The sequence below is a fragment of the Verrucomicrobium spinosum DSM 4136 = JCM 18804 genome (genome assembly GCF_000172155.1).
Taxonomy (GTDB): domain Bacteria; phylum Verrucomicrobiota; class Verrucomicrobiia; order Verrucomicrobiales; family Verrucomicrobiaceae; genus Verrucomicrobium; species Verrucomicrobium spinosum.
This window is the reverse complement of the sequence record NZ_ABIZ01000001.1, coordinates 1,860,714-1,880,716: the sequence shown is the minus strand read 5'-3', so window position 1 is coordinate 1,880,716 and position 20,003 is coordinate 1,860,714. Positions and strand designations below refer to the sequence as shown.

Annotated in this window: 15 protein-coding genes; 8 read left to right on the top strand and 7 right to left on the bottom strand. The window is 63.5% G+C overall.

What is annotated here, in order from left to right; translation table 11 throughout:
- The first annotated feature begins 34 nt into the window (after nt 1-34).
- The 4 genes from VSP_RS07320 (at nt 35) to VSP_RS07305 (ending at nt 4,693) form a co-directional block, all read left to right on the top strand.
- Entirely contained in the window at nt 35-946 is a 912-nt protein-coding gene (locus tag VSP_RS07320; protein WP_009959730.1) for a ThuA domain-containing protein, read from the top strand.
- A 156-nt stretch (nt 947-1,102) separates the two neighbouring features.
- Entirely contained in the window at nt 1,103-2,338 is a 1,236-nt protein-coding gene (locus VSP_RS07315) for a DUF1015 domain-containing protein (RefSeq protein WP_009959729.1), read from the top strand.
- A gap of 115 nt (nt 2,339-2,453) precedes the next feature.
- Nucleotides 2,454-3,734 carry a transporter associated domain-containing protein gene (locus VSP_RS07310; RefSeq protein WP_009959728.1) on the top strand — a complete coding sequence of 427 codons (1,281 nt, stop codon included), beginning with the start codon at nt 2,454-2,456 and terminating at the stop codon, nt 3,732-3,734.
- Nucleotides 3,731-4,693: a CNNM domain-containing protein gene (locus VSP_RS07305; RefSeq protein WP_009959727.1), complete on the top strand. Its 963-nt coding sequence runs from the start codon at nt 3,731-3,733 to the stop codon at nt 4,691-4,693. Before VSP_RS07310 ends, VSP_RS07305 begins: the two co-directional genes overlap by 4 nt.
- Nucleotides 4,694-4,803: 110 nt before the next feature.
- On the opposite strand, the gene menD is transcribed toward VSP_RS07305, so the two are convergent.
- Nucleotides 4,804-6,414 carry a 2-succinyl-5-enolpyruvyl-6-hydroxy-3-cyclohexene-1-carboxylic-acid synthase gene (menD, locus tag VSP_RS07300; RefSeq protein ID WP_009959726.1) on the bottom strand — a complete coding sequence of 537 codons (1,611 nt, stop codon included), beginning with the start codon at nt 6,412-6,414 and terminating at the stop codon, nt 4,804-4,806.
- A gap of 33 nt (nt 6,415-6,447) precedes the next feature.
- Nucleotides 6,448-7,464 carry a chorismate-binding protein gene (locus tag VSP_RS42020; protein WP_009959724.1) on the bottom strand — a complete coding sequence of 339 codons (1,017 nt, stop codon included), beginning with the start codon at nt 7,462-7,464 and terminating at the stop codon, nt 6,448-6,450.
- Nucleotides 7,465-8,191: 727 nt separating this feature from the next.
- Here VSP_RS42020 and VSP_RS07290 point away from each other — a divergent pair.
- Genes VSP_RS07290 through VSP_RS07275 form a run of 4 tightly spaced genes read left to right on the top strand, consistent with a single transcriptional unit; the run spans nt 8,192 to nt 13,806 of the window.
- Nucleotides 8,192-8,749 carry a sigma-70 family RNA polymerase sigma factor gene (locus tag VSP_RS07290; protein ID WP_009959723.1) on the top strand — a complete coding sequence of 186 codons (558 nt, stop codon included), beginning with the start codon at nt 8,192-8,194 and terminating at the stop codon, nt 8,747-8,749.
- Nucleotides 8,746-9,741 (top strand): hypothetical protein, encoded by a 996-nt coding sequence (locus VSP_RS07285; RefSeq protein ID WP_009959722.1) that lies wholly within the window; start codon nt 8,746-8,748, stop codon nt 9,739-9,741. The genes VSP_RS07290 and VSP_RS07285 overlap by 4 nt, the downstream gene beginning before the upstream one ends.
- A 20-nt stretch (nt 9,742-9,761) precedes the next feature.
- A complete protein-coding gene (locus tag VSP_RS07280) occupies nt 9,762-12,482 on the top strand; it encodes a DUF1592 domain-containing protein (protein WP_009959721.1) in 2,721 nt (906 codons plus the stop codon).
- 22 nt (nt 12,483-12,504) lie between these two features.
- Nucleotides 12,505-13,806, top strand: coding sequence for a DUF1552 domain-containing protein (locus VSP_RS07275; protein WP_009959719.1), 1,302 nt, complete (start codon nt 12,505-12,507; stop codon nt 13,804-13,806).
- 900 nt (nt 13,807-14,706) lie between these two features.
- Here the strand turns inward: VSP_RS07275 and VSP_RS39030 are convergent.
- The 5 genes from VSP_RS39030 to VSP_RS07240 all read right to left on the bottom strand — a co-directional run bounded on the left by VSP_RS39030 (nt 14,707) and on the right by VSP_RS07240 (nt 19,974).
- Nucleotides 14,707-15,219: a hypothetical protein gene (locus VSP_RS39030; RefSeq protein ID WP_009959715.1), complete on the bottom strand. Its 513-nt coding sequence runs from the start codon at nt 15,217-15,219 to the stop codon at nt 14,707-14,709.
- 121 nt (nt 15,220-15,340) lie between these two features.
- Nucleotides 15,341-16,495: an ABC transporter permease gene (locus VSP_RS07255; protein WP_009959714.1), complete on the bottom strand. Its 1,155-nt coding sequence runs from the start codon at nt 16,493-16,495 to the stop codon at nt 15,341-15,343.
- A 4-nt stretch (nt 16,496-16,499) separates the two neighbouring features.
- The gene (locus tag VSP_RS07250; protein WP_009959713.1) at nt 16,500-17,654 is read right to left on the bottom strand and encodes an ABC transporter permease; all 1,155 of its coding nucleotides are present in this window, start codon (nt 17,652-17,654) and stop codon (nt 16,500-16,502) included.
- Between the two features lie 14 nt (nt 17,655-17,668).
- Nucleotides 17,669-18,373 carry an ABC transporter ATP-binding protein gene (locus tag VSP_RS07245; protein WP_009959712.1) on the bottom strand — a complete coding sequence of 235 codons (705 nt, stop codon included), beginning with the start codon at nt 18,371-18,373 and terminating at the stop codon, nt 17,669-17,671.
- A 20-nt stretch (nt 18,374-18,393) separates the two neighbouring features.
- On the bottom strand, nt 18,394-19,974 hold the full coding sequence (locus VSP_RS07240; protein ID WP_157210776.1) for an efflux RND transporter periplasmic adaptor subunit: 1,581 nt from the start codon (nt 19,972-19,974) through the stop codon (nt 18,394-18,396).
- Between the last annotated feature and the right edge of the window lie 29 nt (nt 19,975-20,003).

Here is a 20,003-nt window from a genome sequence, read left to right as displayed (position 1 = left end):
GGCCGGGCCGTCGTACCTGTGCCCCGATCCTCCTATGAAACTGCACCGCCTTCTGCACACCTTCACTCTCGCTGCGGCCCTGCTGGTCGCCGTCACCGCCACCGCAGCGGACAAACTCAAGGTCCTGATCGTGGACGGTCAGAACAACCACAACTGGCAAAACACCACGCCGGTGCTGGTGCACGCGCTGGAGAGCAGCGGGGCCTTCACCGTGACCGTCTCCACCGCGCCAGTGAAAAACTCGCCCGCCGAGGCCTGGAAGACGTGGCAGCCGAAGTTCGCCGACTACGCGGTGGTGGTGAGCAATTACAACGGGGCCGACTGGCCGGAGGACGTGCAGAAGAGTTTCGAGACCTTCGTGCAGAACGGCGGCGGCTTCGTCTCTGTGCATGCGGCCAACAACTCCTTCCCCAACTGGAAAGCCTACAACGAAATGATCGGCGTGGGTGGCTGGGGAGGGCGGAACGAGAAAAGCGGCCCCTGGCTCTACGTGAAGGATGGCAAGCTCTTCCGCGACACCACGGCAGGCAACGGCGGTGCCCATGGCCCTCAGCATGAGTTCCTGGTGGAGACCCAGAACGCCGACCACCCGATCACCAACGGTCTGCCGAAGACCTGGATGCACGCCAAGGACGAGCTGTACAGCAAGCTGCGCGGCCCGGCGGAGAATGTAGAAATCCTCACCGCCTCCAAATCTGACCTGACGGGCGTGCTGGAGCCCAACTCCATGGTGCTGACCTATGGCAAGGGACGTGTCTTCCACACCACGCTGGGCCATGCCGACTACTCCATGCTGGATCGCGGCTTCTACACCCTGCTCCAGCGCGGCACTGAGTGGGCCGCAAAGGGCAAAGTGGAGGCCACGGCAGCGGTCCCGGCGGACTTCCCCACGAAGGAGCAGGTGTCCGTGGTGAAGCTGGAGGGCTACCCGAAGCCGGCGAAGTAAGTCGCTCAGCCTGATCCCTTTTCCCCTGCAAGCCAGCCCCGGCCGGGCTGGCTTCTGCGCATCCCGGGGTCAGGATTGTCAGCGCCCCCGGCTTGCACATTGAGTCTGGCACCGCTACAGACTCCCTTTCAGTCGATTCGTTTTCCGTCACACCCCATGCAGCTTCGCTCCTTCCAGGGCCTTGTGCCCACTCCCGAACTCGCGCCTCAAGTCGCGGCCGTGCCCTATGACGTCGTCAATCGTGCCGAGTCCAAGGCACTGGGTGAGGGCAACCCGATCAACCTGATTCACGTGGACCGTGCGGAGATCGACCTGCCGGACAGCGTGGGCGACTACGACGACGCCGTGTACGCCAAGGCGGTCGAGAACTTCAAAAAGCTGCAGTCCGACGGCGTGCTCGTCCGTGAAGCCGCCCCCTGCATGTACCTGTACCGTCAGGTGATGGGTGAGCACGCCCAGACTGGCCTGGTGGGAGTGTGCAATATCGAGGACTACGAGAACGACATCATCCGCAAGCACGAGAAAACGCGGAAGGTGAAGGAGGACGACCGCACCCGCCTGGTGGACGAGCTGAGCGCCAACACCGGCCCCATTTTCCTGACCTACCGTGACCATGCAGGCGTGCTGGGCCTGACCAAGAAACACGAGACCGAAGACGCCCCGATCAACGACTTCGTGGCACCCGATGGCATCCGTCACCAAGTATGGCGCCTGCCCGCAGAAACCTGCGACGCGATCAGCAAGTACTTCGCCGAGGAGATCCCCCTCGCCTACGTGGCGGATGGTCACCACCGCAGTGCCAGCGCCGCCCGCGTGGGCAAGGAGCGCCGGGAGAAAAATCCCCATCACACGGGCGAGGAGAACTACAACTGGTTCCTCAATGTTCTCTTCCCCGCCAGCGAGCTGAAGATCCTCCCCTACAACCGGGCGGTGAAGAACCTCAACGGCCACAGCCTGCAGGAGTTCCTGGAAAAGATCGGCTCCATCTTCTCCATGGACCCCAATGGCAAAAAAACGCCAGAGAAGGCGGGCGAGGCCTGCATGTACCTCGGCGGCGTGTGGCACGCGCTGAACTGGGAGCCCACCCCGGACGCAACGCCGGAAGACGCCCTGGATGTGAGCATCCTGCAGCAGCGGGTGCTGGCCCCGGTGCTGGGCATCGACGATCCTCGCACGAGCGACCGGATCGATTTCATCGGCGGCATCCGCGGCACGGCGGAGCTGGAAAAGCTGGTGGACAGCGGCTCCCATGCCGTGGCCTTCAGCATGTACCCCACGACGGTCTCGCAGCTCATGGACATCGCCGACGCCGGCCAGATCATGCCGCCCAAGAGCACCTGGTTCGAGCCCAAACTCCGCTCGGGCCTCTTCATTCACACCCTCGACAGCTGACGCCGGATTTCGCGCCAAGGCGGTGGCACCGCATTTTTGCCACCGCCTTGGCCCACATCCGGCATCTGATGTCTCTCCCGGGATGGCCTTCATTTGAGGACGTCCCTGCATTGCGATGAGTCTGCTGGTGCCTGTCATACTATCCCTCGCCTTCGTGGTGCTGCTCTATGTGGCAGCCAGTTTTTCGGCGCTGGAGACGGCATTGTTTGTCCTGCGCAAGAAAGGCCCCCCTGCGGAAGGTGTGCCGGGCGTGCGAGGCCGGGCCCAGCATGCGCCAGAGATCAAGGACCCCCTCTCCGCCCTGCCGGAGGTTCTGCTCCTCGGCAGCTTTTGCAATCTCGTGCTGGCCACCATCGGCCTCTGGCTGGTCCTGGGTCCCCTGCGCGGACTGGGTGGCAACCCATGGGTCAGCGGCCTAAGCCTCTTTGGCACCGGCTTTGTGGTCGTGGAATTCCTGCCCAATGCGCTGGCCTTGCGCTCCCCCACCCGCACCCTGCGGCGTACCCTGCCGCTCTTCCTGGCCGTGCGCGGTTTTTGCCGGCCCGTCACCCGGCACCTGCGGCAGTTTAGCGAGGGACTGGCCACGTTCTTCGCCCCCAAGAAGGTGAAGCCCCGCCATAACCTCCTGCCGGAGGAGGTGGAGACCCTCATCGACATGCGGGAGGAGCAGGGCGCACTGGGAACGGATGAAGCCGCGCTGCTGCGGGCGGTGATCGATCTCGACGGCCTGACGGTGCGTGATGCCATGACCCCACGGGTGGATCTGCTGCTCATGCCGCATGATGCGGGCGAGATGGAAGCCCTGAACACCCTGGAGAGCAGTCGCCAGCGCTTCGTCCCCGTGTACGATGAGAAGCAGGACGCCATCGCCTACCTGGTGGATGTGCAGCGCTGGAAGCTGGCTGGCCGCCCCCACTGGAGCACACTGACGGTGGAACCCACCTTCGTACCCAAGACGATCCTGCTCGTGGAAGCCTGGCGTCAGCATCTGCCTGCGGAAGACTCGGCCGCCGTGGTGGTGGACGAGTACGGCGGGTTCGAGGGGCTGCTCACCCGCGAGAAGTTCGTGGAAATGCTCCTTTCCAAAGCCGCACCCGCCCCTGGCAACACCGTCGGGATCCAGCCCATCGGCCCGGACCGCTATCTGGTGCAGGGCCACACCCGCCTGGAGGAAGTGGAACGTGAGCTGGGCATCACCCTCCCGCCTTCAGAAAGTGTGGACACGGTGGCCGGCCTGGTGATGAACCGGTTTGGCTACCCGCCCAAGCCCGGCGAACAGCTCACGCTGGAGCAGGTGGTCATCAAGGTGAAGCGCACCTCACGTGCCCGCATCCTGCAGCTGGAACTGCAGGTATTGGAAACAACGGAAGAAGATGGCGGGGGGAAAGGATCATGATCGCGTTCGTCATCGTCATCAGCATTGTCCTGGCCTTCATCCTCTCCGGGGTGGAGAGCGCCCTCCTCACCATCAGTCGTGTGCGCGTACGTCACTCTGCCGAGGCAGGGGACAAGTCTGCCGCCCGACTGCTGGTGCTGCTGGAGCACCGCGTGGAGCTTCTGCACACCGTCACCGCCCTGAACCACTGCTTCACCCTGCTGGCCTACCTTTTGAGCGTGAGAGAGCTGGTGCGCCACCTGGACGGCTGGGGCTGGCTGGCGGCCGTGGTGGTGCTGACGCCGCTCTTCCTCGTGCTGCTGGAACTCCTGCCCAAGCAGCTTTTTTACCGCTATCCACTGGGCGTGCTGCGACTGCTGACGAAGCCTCTGAAGCTGCTGCTGACCATCGCCCGGCCATGGCTCTCACTCGGTAATCTCTTCCAGTCCCGCGTGCTCAATGACGTGCCTGAAGAGGGTGACCAGCGCAGCATGGCCTCCCTGGCCAAAACGGTGGAATCCCTCTGTGTGCTGCGTCCCTTGGTGGGGAGCATGCTGCACAAAGCGGGCCGCCTGCAGGAGGTGTGCGCCCAGGATGCCATGATGCCCCTCAAGCAAGTGACCGCCCTCTTTCCCGAGATGGCCGTCACCAGCGCGCTGGTGCTGTGCCGGGAGCAGAACCACTCCTGGCGTCCCGTGATGGGGACCAACGGGGCCCTGCTCGGCTGGCTGGATGTCGCCGCCCTGCCCTCCCGCATCCAGCCCGACAAGATGGTGCGCCAGTTCATGCGCCCCCTTTCCCAGATGAAGACCTCAGAGTCCGCCCTGCGCTGCCTGCAAGCCCTGCGCAAACGTGGCGAACCCATCGCAGCCGTGGTGAATGATCAAGGCGAAGCCGTGGGCGTGCTGACGCAACAGGCGCTGCTGGGGATCATTCTCGCGACAAATGGCAACGGGAATGGGAGCGGAGCGAAGAAATGATAAATTAGAAATTAGAAATTAGAAATTAGAAATTAGGAATTAGGAATGGAGCATCTCTCTGAAGAGCTTTCAGTCCGGCGGCATCCCATTTCTAATTTCTAATTTATCATTCATAATTGTTTCCAAAACTCCGCCGTCTGCTCCGCATCAGGACGCACTTCCCACACCGTACACGCTGACGGATCCGCCGTGTTTTGTGCAGCTGTCAGGTCTTCGAGACGGGTGATTAGCTTGTAGCCCATGCCCCACATCTGGGCCCAGGGGGCGAAGGTGAGGGAGTGGGAGTTTTCCATCACCTTACGGGCCTCGGGGCCAGCGTTCTTCAGCCAGGCCACGCGGGAGAAGATCTTGCCGCCTCCGTTGTTGATGATGACGAGGCGGCGCTTCGCGGGTGGAAGCTGGGCGAGAATCCAGGGGGCGCTGAGGTCGTAGAGGGTGCTGAGGTCACCGATGATAAGCCAGGACTCTGCCGCCTCTGCGGCGACGCCCAGCCAGGTGGACACAAGGCCATCGATGCCGTTGGCTCCTCGATTCGCCCAGGCGCGGCATCCGGCAGGAAGCGTGGGCACGGCCAGGTTCCACTCACGGATGGGCAGGCTGTTGCCCAGGAATACGGTGGCCCCCGGTGAGACCTGATTGGCGAGGTGCCGCATCCAGGCGGGCTCTGAGAGCGGGAGGGATTCAAGGAAACTATCGATCGCTGGGACAGCAGGCTGATGGATCGTGTTTTCAGGCGGGGCCGGGATGGGGAGAGCGAGCGTCTCCCACGGCACCAGCGAGACATGCTCCGTCCGGGCCAGGCCGCGGAAGGGGGCTCGACTGACGTTGAGCACGCGCACTTCAGGCCGGTCCTCCAGGTCCCGCCACCAGCGCCAGGAGGGAACGGCACCGAGCCGGAGGACACGCTGCGGATTGAGCTGCTTCAGCACCCGCTCGCTGGCGGGCTGCAGGCAGGGTGTCAGGCGGGATTCGCCGAGGAGGTTGGACGTGGCTTCCGCGACGATCGGAGCCTGGAGTGCGGCGAGGAATTCCACTGCCGCCGGGACGTCATCTGGATGAATGCCCGCCGCCACCACGGCGAGGGAGCCATGAGCCTCCCAGAACGCGTCCCAGTCATGCGCCACAAGAATTGCCAGCGCTTCGGGCGCTTCATAGGGCGGAGCCGCCGGGCTGGCCTCGGGGAGATCTGCGATCAGATCCTCCTCCAGGCAGACATTGAAATGCACCGGCCCCGGCCGGGCCGAGATGGACTCCGCCTGCACGAAGCTGCCATCGGCCCGATCTTCGAGCTCCACGGTGCGCACCACGTACCTGGCAAAGATGCCCTCCTGCTCGACGGCCTGGGGAGCGCCGCTGCCACGGTATCGCGAGGGGCGGTCGGCGGTCACGACCACGAGGGGTGCCCCCTGGTAACAGGCCTCCATCACAGCGGGGTACAGCTCAGCCACCGCAGTGCCGCTGGTGGTGATGACGGCCACGGGCTTGCGGGTCTCCATGGCGCGGCCGAGCGCGAAGAAGGAGGCGCAACGTTCCTCAAAGAAGTGGCGCACCGTGAGGTTGTGCGCTTCAGCGCGATCCAGAATGACTGCAAGCAACGGCGCATTGCGCGCCCCGGCGGCCACGCAGTACTCCGCCACGCCCAGCGCATCCAGTTCCGCCAGCAACTGAGCGACCACGCGGGCGTTCGCGTTGCCAGAGCCAGAGGTGGCGGGATCAGCCATGCAGGTGGGTGGAGATGGGAGGAAACGACGGGCCTACAGCCCCAGGAGACGGGCCACGGACTCGCGCTTCAGGCGCAGTTCCCGCCATTCGTGATCAAAGGCGCTGCCGCCCACAATGCCACAGCCGCTGGAGAGCATGACTTTGTCGCCATCCCAGCCAATGCCGCGAATGGAGACCACGGCATGGAAGGTGTTGCCAATCTTGAGGCCAAAAGGCGCGCCGAAGAATTCCGGGGCCTGAAGCTGGCGACGGTACTCGCTGAGCTTTTCCAGGCTCGCGGCATCCCGCGGCAGGCAGCCCACGGCAGGCGTGGGATGCAGGCGGCGAACAAGGCTGTTGAGATCGGGATTGCCCTCCAGTTCCACGGCCACCTCGGTGCGGAAGTGGGTGAGCCCGGCAGCCTCGCTGGTCTGGCGCGGCCCTCTTTGCACCTTGCCCAGGGGGGCCAGGGCGTCCTGGAGGAAACCGGCCACGAGTTCGTGCTCCTCGATCTCCTTGGCGTCGGTGACAAAACTCTCGCGGCCATTGGGCTTGGCGGTACCCGCCAGGGCCATGGTTTCCAGGCGGGAGCCCTCCTTGCGCAGGAGGAGTTCAGGGGTGGCTCCGAGAAAGCCCTTTTTGCCTTCGATCCGGGCGTATCCCCACAGGCCCAGGGGGGCATCCATCACGCGATTGAGCAGGGGGGTGAGGTCTGCTTGACCACTCTGCCCCATCACGGTACCGGACTCCGTGAGCACGGGCACCATCTTGCGCAGCTTGTGGGAGAGCACGTCCTTGCGGATGCGGCGGAATGCCATCTTGAACCACTCTGTGGCGGGCTTTTGCCACACGATTCGGGGCTGGATTTTGGTCACAGAAAAGTGCTCCGGCAACGCTCCGGCGGGCACCTCGGTGAGGCGGGAGGGAATCTTCCAAGGGGTCGGGCTGGAAAGTGCGAAGTCGTTCACATAGAAGGCATCACCGGGCGGCGGCTCCGCTGCTTCCGCAAACGGCCCCTCCCCGATCCATGCCTTTCCGTCTGGAAGCCTGAATAATGCGAGATCCATCATCACTGAGTTCGGCCTGCACTTTGCGCGGGATGCCGGGAAGTGCAAACCGGGAGGTGGAGTGTGGGGGAAGTCGTGGCGGAATGGAGGGGGGCAACGGGCAGATCGGACCGCGAAGATCCGGCGCCCCTCCGGGACGCAGGGGGTGTGGGTGGCTGGGGTTCCGGTAGTGAGGGAGCGGGGCACGCTGCGGGGCGACTCTTGTCCAAGGAGCGGCGGTTTGTGCTTGCACAACCGCCGGGGGTGACCGTAGGCGCGGATGGGGTGTTCCGTGACAGGAAGCGTCGGGAGGGCTATGGCTGCACTTCGTTTCTTGGTACCGTTGGAGACACGGCGACGTGCTGGGAAACTTGTGGCGTGACCGCGTAAACGCGGAACTCCAACACTGAGCCTCGGCGTGATTGGAAGTTGGGGGGGGGTGGAATGCTCACTCGTCCCGGAGGGACGCTGGACAGTAGCCGGTGGTGCCAACCACCGGATTGACCGCCCCACCCGCCTCGCGTCCCGGAGGGACGCCGGATCGGATTCGTGGAGGGAGTCTCCAGACACTTTGGGAATCTCTTCCCCTTCCCTCGTCTGATGCCCCCTGAACCGGCGGGACGCCGGTAACACGTACGGGCTGGAAGCCCGTGTCACCGGGAAGATTCCCCGCCCTGGCCGCTTATTTTGATCCATCGCGAAACCGGATCGGTAAATCAGCCCGGCTTGCGAACATACCCTCACCGTGCCCATGGACGATTCATCCGCCTCCGACCTGCCTGCCGCGCTCCTTCCGGAGCGGCAGGAGGAATTTGTGCGGCTGCTCAATGGTGCGCACGCTCTCCTTCTCCGGTACGTGATGGCGCTGGTGGCCAACCGGCATGATGCGGAGGATGTGCTCCAGCGCGCCAGCGTGGTGATGTGGCGGAGGTTTGCCACCTTCGAGGCCGGGACGGACTTTGTCGCCTGGGCCACCACCGTGGCGTTTTACGAGGTGCGCAACTTCCAGCGGGTGACAGGTCGCTCCCGGGTGGAGTTCGATGATGACCTCATGCAGACCCTGGCTGCCGAACGCATGCAACACGTGCAGCAGTGGAGCCCCCGCATGGAGGCGCTGGAGGCCTGCATGGAGAAGCTGCCCTCCGCCAGCCGGGACCTGGTGGACGCCATCTACACCCGCGGCATCGACGCCGCGACGCTGGCACAGCAGGAGGGACGCGCCGTCCAGACCATCTACAACAAACTCAACTTCATCCGCCGCTCCCTGGCCGAGTGCGTGCAGCGGCGGATCACGGAAACCACCTCATGAACTACCCCGTTCCGGACGAATGGCACCGGCTCTTCAATGCGGCGCTGAACGGCACCTCAACAGCGGAGGAAAAGGGCCGCCTCGCGCAGGTGCTGAAAGAACACCCTGAAGCCCGCCAGCTCTGGTTCCTCTACCAGGACAATGAGTGCTCGCTTGGTGAGCTCCGCCCCCTCGCTCAACCCATCCTTCACGAAGTGAGACCGCCCCGCTCCGCATGGCTGCAATGGCGCCCCGCCGTGGCAGCCGCGGCCGGGCTCGTCATCGGCCTCTTCAGCGCCTCCCTCGTGTGGGGCTATGCTGGGACCTATGCCAGCCGGGCCGTCAACCTGCTGCGAGACAGTTTTGAAACGGGTGAGGCCCCTCAAGTGACCGGTGTGCCCATCGAACCCGGCCACTGGAGCGGTGACTACGCAGAGATCGTGGGAGCATACCGCGGGGTCAAGCCAGCCAGCGGCGAAAAGATGCTCCGCCTCGTGCGCGCTGACTACGAGGGCAAACCGGGACGAGACGGTTACATCGCCGACATCTACCGCATTATCGATCTCAGCCGCCCAGACTGCGATGTGGACCGCGGCGACGCCTGGGTGAGCGTGGAAGCCCGCTTCCGGGCGCTGGCAGAGGACTACCAGGGACGCGTGCACAGCAGCATCACCATCCACGCGCTGAACACGCTGCCGACTGCCGATCAGCGGCATGAGTTTTTCCTTAAACCCCGCAGTGAAGCCGCCCCCAGTGAAGGAGACGGGCCCCAACCCTCTGCCAACATCCTGGCCAGCACCTCACGTCAATCAGTTTACCAGTCCACCAATGAGGGCTGGCACACCGGGCGGGCGGAGCTTCTGGTCCCCACCGGCACAAGGTATCTCATGCTGCATCTGCATGAATGGCGTCTGGATGCCAAGGACTACAAGAAACCGCAGCCAATCGAGTTCGGCGGTCTCTTCCTGGACGACGTCCGCGTGACGCTCACCCACCGCCCGCCGCTGCCGTGATCCCTTTGTCCCCTTCCTCAATGATCTCTCCCAAGGCTTCCTCAATCTGCGCAGGGTTCGCGCTGTTAACCATAGGCATCTCCGCGACCCTCCCGCTCCAGCCAGCCGCCGCGGCGGATCCGGCCCAGCCGGTGATGGGTGATCAGCATCGTGCCTTGCTCAAGGAGAACTGCTTGAGCTGCCACAACGAGACCAAAAAGAAAGGCGGGATCCGTCTGGACGATCTCCCCTTCGCCGTCAACAACGGCCAGGCTGCAGAACGCTGGCAGCAGGTGCTGGATCAGATGAACTCGGGCGACATGCCGCCGGAGGATGAGAAGCAACCTGAGAAGTCTGCCAAAGCCAACTTCCTGGATGACCTGGCGCACGTCATGGTGGCCGCCCGGCGTACGCTGGCAGACCAGCAGGGCGAGATCACCATGCGCCGGCTGAACCGGCGCGAGTATCAGAACACACTGCGCGAACTGCTGGGGGTGGAGATCAACGTGAGCGAACTGCCCGCCGACACCGGCACGGGCGGCTTCGACACCGTGGGCTCGAACCTCTTCATGTCAGGCAACCAGTTTGAGCAATACCTTTCGCTGGGTCGGGACGCCCTGGATGAGGCCTTTGACCGGCTGGCCAACGCCGCAGTGGAAAAGAAGTTCCGCTATGAAGCCGAGGTCTTCACGCCGATCGTTGAAAAGTTCAATGCGGGCGAGATCGATGCCCGAGAACGCGCCCAGCGCTGGGTGAAGGGCGTGGAGGAAGCGGCGGCCAAGCCGGAGAACGCAGGGATCGTGGCGAAAATCCGGAAGGCCTCCAAGAACGACGCCATCTTCCGGCGCAGTTGGGCAGAGATTCCCGGTGCACCTTCGCCTGAGTCGTTTGGCTTCGTCACCAAGGAGAACAACTCGGACAAGGCCAATGCCGCACTGAACCCCTACTACCTGCCTTACCACCAGCACTACTTGACCTATCCGGCCATCGACAAGGGAGCCTATCTTTCCATCCAGACCACCCATCCCTCTCTGCTGCAGATCGGCTGGATCACCATGCTGGTGCCGTTCAACTGGCCTGCGGGGGACTACACCGTACGCATCCGCATCGCGGGCAATGAACACGCCACCCCGGACCGTCGTTTCCTCGAATTCGGCATCAACCCGAACAACAACGGCCTGCCGCTGAGCACACATGAGGTGACCGGCACCATGGAGAATCCCCAGGTGATCGAGATCCCGCTGACCATGACGCGGAAGCACACCGACCGCGCGGATCGCATGCTCTTCATTCGCGAGCGGGGCACGGCAGACACCAACGAACGCATGTCCACCATCATCCAGGAGGCGAGAAAACGAAATGGCCTGGGGCCGGAGATGGCGTTGTGGGTGGACTGGATGGAGATCGAGAGGATGCCCTCCCCCGCCACCCCGCCGCCCGCCCTCGCCGCACTGGATCTGCCGCTGGATGACAAGGCTCCTGCACCTGATCGTGAAACGTTGCGTACCGGCCTGTCCCGGTTTGCCGCGATGGCCTTCCGCGGCAAGACCGTGCCGCCGAGCTATCTGGATGGACTGGTGAAGTACTATGAAATGCGTCGCAGCTCCGGTGACAAACCCGGTGTTGCTCTCAAGGAGACCCTGGCCGTGGTGCTTTCCTCGCCCGGCTTCCTCTATCTGGCAGAGCCCGCCACGGATGAGATCCGCCGCCCGCTCACAGGCGTGGAGCTGGCCACGAGGCTCTCGTACTTCCTCTGGAGCGCTCCTCCTGATGTGGAACTGCGCACCTTGGCTGCCAAGGGTGAACTTGCCCGCCCCGAGGTGCTGGCGGCGCAGACCAACCGCCTGCTGAATGACCCCCGCTCGGCGGAGTTCGTCCATGCCTTCGTCTATCAATGGCTGGGCATGGACCGGCTGGACTTCTTCCAGGTGAACCAGGTGCTGCACCCGAGGTTTACCAACGGCATGAAGCTCGCCGCCCGGGACGAGGTTTATGAAACCATCTCCCAGATCCTCCGCCAGGGCTCCAGCCTGCGGGATCTCTTGAAGTCGGACTACGTGGTGATCAACGGGTTCCTCGCCAACTACTACGGCATCGAGGGCGTGCATGGCGATGCGTTTCGCAAGGTGCCCCTGCCCGCAGGCTCTCCGCGTGGCGGTCTGCTGGGCATGGCTGCCGTGCACCTGATGGGCGGCAACGGCGAGCACACCAGCCCGGTGGAACGCGGGGCCTGGGTGCTGCGGAAGCTGCTCAATGATCCACCGCCTCCGGCACCCGCGAACGTGCCTGCTCTGACGCGACTGGCAGGCAAAGTCCTGACCACTCGAGAACGCATGCTGGCCCACCAGGAAGATGCCCAGTGCGCCAGTTGCCATCGCAAGATCGACCCCATCGGCTTCGGTCTGGAAAACTTCGACGCCGCCGGTCTCTGGCGCACGGAAGACAGCTACATGGTGACGGGTGCCAATGGCCGTCCCGACCCCAAGACCAGGAAGACCTGGACCATCGATCCAGCGGCGAAACTGCACAACGGGCCCGCTTTCAAAGACTACCAAGAGCTGCGCGACATCATCGCGACACGGGCGGATGACTTTGCCCGCGGCTACAGCAGTGCGCTCATCGAGTACGCCCTCGGTCGCCCCTGCGGCTTCAGTGACGAGCCCCTGGTGAACGCCATGATCACCCAGGCCCGGGGCAAGAATCTCGCTGCCCGCGAGTTCATCCACGCCCTCGTGCTCAGCAAGGCCTTCCACACCAAGTAACTCCTTTTCAATCGCCCGCTTTATGAAACAACCGCTCAACCGGCGTCACTTCCTCCGTTCCAGCACCGCTCTCATCGCCCTGCCCGCCTTGGAGTCGCTCGGTATTCGCCGCTTCGCGTCCGCTGCGGCAGCAACACCGGCCACTCCGCCCAAGCGCCTGGTGTTCCTGGGCTTTGGCTGGGGCATCACCCAGGAGTCGTGGTATCCGGACATCAATCAACCTGGCAAAGACTACGTGATGCCCGCGGGCCTGAAGCCGCTGGAGCGGCACAGGGCGGACTTCACGGTGGTGCAGGGGCTGTGGAACAAGTTCTCCAACATGGGCCACGCCGGCAGCACCATGTGGCTCACCGGGGCCAATCGCTATGCGCAACCGGGGCAGAGCTTTCACAACAGCATCTCGGCTGATCAGGTGGCCGCAGCACAGTTCGGTCTGCACACGCGTTTTGCCTCGCTCCAGCTCAACGGGGCGGAGAATGCCGAATCCTCCGGGCATGGCCCCGGCCTCTCCATGGCGTGGGACCAAAGCGGGAAACCCGTGGCTGGGCACAATGGCCCCCTTGCCGCCTACCATCGCCTCTTTTCGAACGACGCCACGCCCATCGAGCAGCAGAAGGCCATGCTGGCGCAGCGTCGCAGCGTGCTGGACACGGTGATGGAGAACGCCCGCGATCTGAGACGCGGCCTGAGCCGCAATGACGGCGAAAAACTCGAAGAATACTATCAGGGCATCCGCGATATCGAAATCCGCCTCAGCAAAGACGAGCAGTGGATTGGCGTCCCCCGCCCGAAGACGGACATGGCAGAACCCGCCCCCGGCCTTGCCGGGAAGAAGGAGATCGAGATCATGTACGACATCATCGTCGCGGCCATGCAAACCGACAGCACGCGCGTGCTCACGTATCGCCAGCCCGTGAGCACGCTGCTGACCAGTATGGACATCAAGGTGGCCCCGCACGACATGAGCCACTATCACTCCACCATGGGCGAGAAGCTCGATGCCTCACAACGACGCGATGTGGCCCAGAGCCAGCTTCTGGCGGGATTGATCGACAAGCTTAAGGCCACCAAGGAAACCGATGGCAGCCGTCTGTTTGATCACGTGGCCCTCGCGTACGGCAGCAATCTCAGGTCCGAGCACTACCTCGACAACTGCCCCACCCTCCTCACCGGCGGCGGCGCGGGGATCAAGCTGGGCGAAAACCTGGTGGTGTCAAAGGACACCCCATTGTGCAACGCGTGGCTGACACTGCTTCATGGTGTGGGCGTGGACGCGGAGCGGCATGGAGACAGCACCGGCGTGATCAAGGAGTTGATGGCGTGAGGTAGTTCGTTATTCTCACACGAAGGCACAAAGGCACGAAGGTGGGATGAATGAGGGGACGGTACGGCGCTTGTCCCCCGAGGTGGTCTGAGCATTTGGTGAGACTCCATTCCTTACGCCGCTGCGCCGAAGGTCTTCCTCGACGAGGATGTCGCTTCAAGCCCAACGTTGACGAGCTTCGAGCGAGTCTGCGTTGGGATAGAGAGGATGTGATTCTTACTCCGAAGGAGTTGCGGCGGTCTGGCTGCCAGGTGCAGAAAGTTCTTCTGCGTAGCTTGCATCCTGAGCCGACTGAAGTCGGTACTCCAACCCTGTATGAGTACCTGTCGTGATGGGAATGTAGGCCGAATGGGTCGGAGCCCGATAGTGGGAAGTGAGAGGACGGCAAGTGAATGCGAACACAATGGGCCTTTGTTCCGTGACCGCCTAAAGGCGGAACTCCAACCCCGCTTGAGGAGCTGTCATTCTGCTGAGGGGAGCGGAGAGGGTTGGAGTTCCGCTTTTATGCCAATGCCATCAGGGAAAGCATCTTCTTGCTGTTCTGCCTTGGTAAACCTCGGAGCCGCGATGATGCACCCACCATGCTGAAAGTAGGAATGCCCCATCACAAGGGCCGAAGGTCCGGCTTCATACCAGCCTCGGGCAACGCCCGAGGAATAGATGCCCCATTGACTCTGAGGGCTGAAGGCCCGACCTCATCAAGCCTGCCCACGACGAGCATTCCTGAACGACGTCGGGCCTGCAGCCCTCAACATCTAAAACCCACGCCAGCCTTGGGTGTTGCCCAAGGCTGGGACTACTCCGGGCTTTCAGCCCCCAGCCCGTTTCTGCGTCTGCGCCTCAGACCGAAACCCTTGGTGCCTTCGTGTGAGTCTATCTGAGCGTCATCAAGCCCACCCCTTACTTCTTCTCCACCTGGATCTGCGTGACGTTCACGATCAGCACGTCTTTTCCAGAAGCCGCATCCACCGTCCCTTTCACCACGACGGTGCTCAACTCCTTCAGCCCGCCCAAGCCGCGGAGAGGTGCTTTGACAATCTTCCCATCCGCACTCCGCACCTGAATGGTGGCGATGCTGGCTTTAAGTTTCTCCGGAGTTTCGCAGCAATAGTCCCAGGGGGTCTTGCACGCGTCGCCGGGCATGTCGTTGCAGGCGGTGATGGCTTTTTCATCTGCCAGCACGGCGATGGCCGCTTTGTCGATCAGCGATGTCATGCGCCCGCCGATGCGACCACGCAGCACGATCTCGGCCCCGGCCTTGGCGGGCTCTTTGCGGGCCGCAGCGACAGTGACGGCCCCTGACGGAGCGGTGGTGACGAGCAGGCCTTCAGGCAGATCGGCAGCCATGGCCTGAGGCAGCGTGAAGGAAAGAGCGGTGAGGACGAACAAGGAGAGGAACGATGTCTTTTTCATGATCGATGGAGTTATGAGTTATGAGTTATGGGTTAAGAGTTAAGAGTTAAGAGTTAAGAGTTAAGAGTTGGGTGTAGCGAGTGATGAGTTCGTTTTGAAGTTTGGCATTTTAAATTTCACTTCACGCCGACCGAAGCGCAGCGGGCAACTCAGGACGCAAACACGTCCAGGCCGGCGGCAACGTGCCGATGATGGCAAGAGCCAGGCCGCCGAGCACGCCGAGCCCGAGGATGCCCGGGGTGATGCGCAGCAGGAAGGTCCCGATGGAAAAGGGAAAGGAGAGCCCATCCGCAAAGGCCAGGGCGATGACGGCGGCGAACAGCGAACCCAGCAGGGAGGCGAGCAGGGACTCCTGCAGCAGGCTGACGGCGAGCGCCTTCCGGGAATAACCCACGGCCTGTAGGGTAGCCATCTCCCGCACGCGGGAGGCGAAGGCGGCGTAGAGAGTGTTCATGCCGCCAAAGACGGCCCCGGCTACAACGAGACCGGCGGTGACCCAGGTCATGATTCGCAGCGGGGTGTAGAAGGCAGCGAGCTTTGCATAGTAGTCGCTCTCCCGGATGGCGGCGAGTTCGAGATCCAACCGCTGAAGGGTGAACACCTCCACATCGTCGAAGGTGGCAGAGTCCAGCCGCACCACCACGCAGGAGATGGTGTCGCGCTGACCGATGGCCCTGAGATCGTTCAGATCCGCCCAGAGCTCAGCCTCCATGACGGTACCGGGAGCCTGGAAGATGCCGGAGATGCGCAGGCTGGTGCTGCCCACCTTCACCAGGGTGCCCGGTTTGAGAGCAGCCTCCCCCACCCCGAGACGATGCGCGGCCAACTGCCCCACCATGACCTCTCCGGCCCGAGGAAAGGTGCCCTCCACGAGACGGACCTCCGGATGCACCAGCAGGGCTGCGGGGGTCACGCCACGAAACAATGCCTGCCTCGAGTCCCCAGCGCCGCCGCCCAAGGTGAGCAGCCCGTTGTAGTGGATCTCCGGCGAGACCGCTGCCCGCCCCAGCACTTCTTCCAGTCCGCTCACAGCGGCCTCCAGCTCCGAGGGGACGGAGGCATTGATCTCACTCCGCTCCACACTCTCCTCACTGCCGGTGCCGAGGACGATGATGTTTTTCTCCGATCCTGAAGAGCGCAACACGCCGTCCATGCCCTCCGACAAGGCGGCGGCCAGCATGAGCAGCAGGATCACCAGTCCGCCCCCCAGGACAATCTGGAGGAGCCGGGCGGGCACCCGGAACAGGTTTCGAACGGCGTAAGAAAGGGGCAACATGAGATCAGGCGGAGCGGAGTGAGGAAACAATGGGGCGGCGGGCTGCCTGCCAGGCCGGGTAGAGACTGGCCAGCAGGCCGAGGGCGAGGGCGGTAAGGAGTCCGCGCAGGACAACCTCAAGGTCCGGCATGATGGCGAGCGTGACGCCTTCATTGCCAATGGTGATGCTCTGCCAGCGCAGGAAGGCCAGGGCTGATAGGACGCCCAAGACACCGCCAGCCAGTCCCAGCAGCACGCCTTCCACCGCCACCAGCAGGGCGATGGCCCGCTGGCCGAAGCCGAGGGTCTGGAGCACGGCATTCTCCTTCACCCGGGCCCGCACCACAAGGAGCACGGCATTGGCCACCAGGCCCAGTACGGCCGCCACGGCCCCGAGGCCCAGCCAACGGGTAAAGCCCACCAGCTCCACCAGCTCCTGGGCGGTATCGGCAAAGAAGGCCTTCTCCGGCCGGGTGCGGGTGGGAGCCTGCTCACTGCGGAAGTATTCGTCGATCTCCTTGGCCACTGGATCTAACCGCTCCGCAGAAGTCACTCGCACATTGAACTGCGTGACCACGCCCAGCCCTGCTCGGGAGGCCTGCTGGAGGAAGGGCAGATGGACGTAGGCCACGTTGTTGTCTTGCGGCTCCGGACTGTCAATGATGCCCGCCACGTGCACCACGACGCCGGCGGCATCAAAGCGATCCCCCACCTTCAAGCCACGCCGGGCGGCGAAGTGCCGGCCCAGCAGGGCAGCATCGCTGCGTTGTTTCCACGACTCCACCGAGCCGTCCAATACCTGGATCTGCGGCGCGTACTTCGTCAGGCCGTCGGGAGGCACTCCGCGGAAGGCAATGATGTCCAGGCTCGCACCGCAGTTGTTCACCACGATCTGGATGGGGATGACCTCCCGCACGCCTTCGATCTTGCGGATGGTCGCTTCATAGTGCTCCGGCAGACGGCTGGTGGCGGGGCAGAAGCGGTTATCCCGATACACCACCAACGTGGTGTCATCCGCCGTGGTCTGGGTGGCCCGCCGCAAGCTGCCCTGCATGGTCTCCACTGTAGCAAACAAGAACATGCCCGCGGCCACGCCCAGGATGGTGAGCAGGGAGCGAATGCGATGGCGCGTCAGTTGCTTGAGCGCCAGGAGCACCAGATTGAAGGTGTTTGCGATCATGAGGAGTGCGGGGTTCAGGCGGCTTGAAGTTCAGAGGCATCCACCAGCCTCCCTTTCTCCAGATGCAGCACGGTGTCCGCAGCAGCGGCGGCACGAGGGTCATGCGTGACCATGACAATGGTCTTGCCGTGTTCCCTCACCAATTCCCGCAGCAGGTTGAGGATCTGGGTGGCAGACTCGCGATCCAGGTCCCCTGTGGGTTCATCCGCGACCAGCAGTGCGGGATTGGCCACGATGGCGCGGGCAATGGCGACGCGCTGTTCCTGGCCACCGGACAACTCAGAGGGCCGGTGGTCTGACCGATCCCCCAGGCCCACGAGCTCCAGCGCCACCTGCACCTGGCGGTGGCGTTCTTTCCTCGATAGCGGCGCAAGGAGCAGTGGCAGCTCCACATTCTCAAACGCCGAGAGAATAGGCACCAGATGATAAAGCTGGAAGATGTAGCCCACGTGGGAGGCACGCCATTTCGTAAGCTGGCCGCGCTTCAACTTCGCGATATCCACCCCGCCCACATGCAGCGATCCGGAGGTGGGGCTGTCGATGCCAGCGATGAGATTGAGCAGCGTGGTCTTGCCACTGCCTGAAGGGCCCATCAGGGCCAGGAAGGTGCCGCGGGGCACATCCAGATCCAGCGCGCTCAGCGGAGTGACCGGGGTGTTGCCCTTGTGGTAGGTCTTGGTGACGCCACGGCAGCGGATGAAGGATTCGGGTGAGGTCATTGGGAAAGAGGGCTTGGGGTTCACGGAGTTACTTTTTCAGGACGCACGCGCCGTCCATCGACGAGGCCGCCATGCGGCGGCAGAATGACCAGGTCCCCTGCCAACACCCCAGAGGCGATCGCGACATGGTCCTGGATGCGATGTCTGCCCAGTTGCACCGTCCGGTGGATGGCGGTGTGGCCATCCGGAGCCACCAGCCAGAGGGAGACTTCACCATCTAGATCAGAGGCGGCAATCACCGCCGACTCCGGCACCATGACCACCCGGTCTCCCCGGTCGGCTTCAGGTGCCGCCTGGGCAGGCACGCTGCCGGATTTGGAAGAAGCCTCAGCGCTGATGGCAGCACCGGAAGCGGGTTCGAGGAACTTCACACGGCACAGCATCTCCGGTCGGAGGCGTGCGTCAGGGCTCTGCACCTGCACCTTGGCCTGGAGGGTGTTGCGCTGCAGATCCGCGGCACCAACGATGCGGGTGACCACCCCCTTAAATTCCACCTGCGGCAGGAAGTCGGACGTGATGATGGCTGGCTGGCCCACGGTGAGCCCACGGGCCTCAGAGAGGGGCACGTCCACCCGCACCTGCAGGTGCCCTTTCTCAAACAGCGTGGCGACCACGGAGGAGTCATGCTCATCCATGTTCATCACCTTCTTCTGCCCGGGCGCGGCCTTCAGCGCGAGGATGACCCCGTCCACCGGGGAGACAATCTGGATGCGGGTGAGCGCGAGTTGCTGCTTCTCCACCATGACGCGGGCGGAGGCCACCGCGGCAGTGAGCACCTGGGTCTGGGCGCGCGCGGCCTGCACCTTGGCCACGGCGGCAAAATGCTGGGATTGCCGTGCAGCAACTTCAGCCACCTGCCCCTGCACCACAAAACGCGCCCGAGCCCTGTCTTGTTCTGAAACCGAACCGGTGGGGATGCGCTCCAGTCGAGCGAGGTTGTCCTTCTCCTCTGCCAGCCTGGCCTCTGCCACGGTCACCTGATCTTGCAGAGCCCGGGCCTCGGCAATCGCCACCTCCACTTGCACGGTCTGCAGAGACACCGCCGCCTCGGTCTCCGCGAGCGTGCGTTCCGCAGCCTTGAGAGTGAGCCGGATGTCTTCTGAAATGAGCTCGGCAATGACCTGGCCTTTTTTCACCTCCTGCCCTTCCAGGACGTTCACCTTCTCGATGACACCATCTGTCAATGCGACCGCATGAATAGGCAACGGATCCGGCTCCACCCAACCGCCAGCCTGAAAGAGCATCTTGGCAGTACCAGCAACTGGAAGCGATGGCGAAGGAACGGAAGAGGTGCGCGGAGCCACCGCAGCATGGTCGGAGGTATGGCCAGCGGCGGTCGGCGGGACGGCATCCAGATCTGCCAACAGCACGGCGCGGCTCACCTTCACGACTGGCGCAGGCAGCAACTGATCGCGATAGACCACGGCGAAAACCGTTCCGAAGGCCGCGATCAGGCTCAATGGCAGGAGCCATGCGGGAAGACGGAGCAGACGTCGCCAGAGGCTTCGCGATTCTGGTGATGAAGACGCGACGGGGGCAGCGGCGGAGAGATCGACAGAGGCAGCGGGGCCTGACGATTGATAAAGTTCGGATAAAGACACGGGATGAGAGATCTGAAATGGGGCGCGTC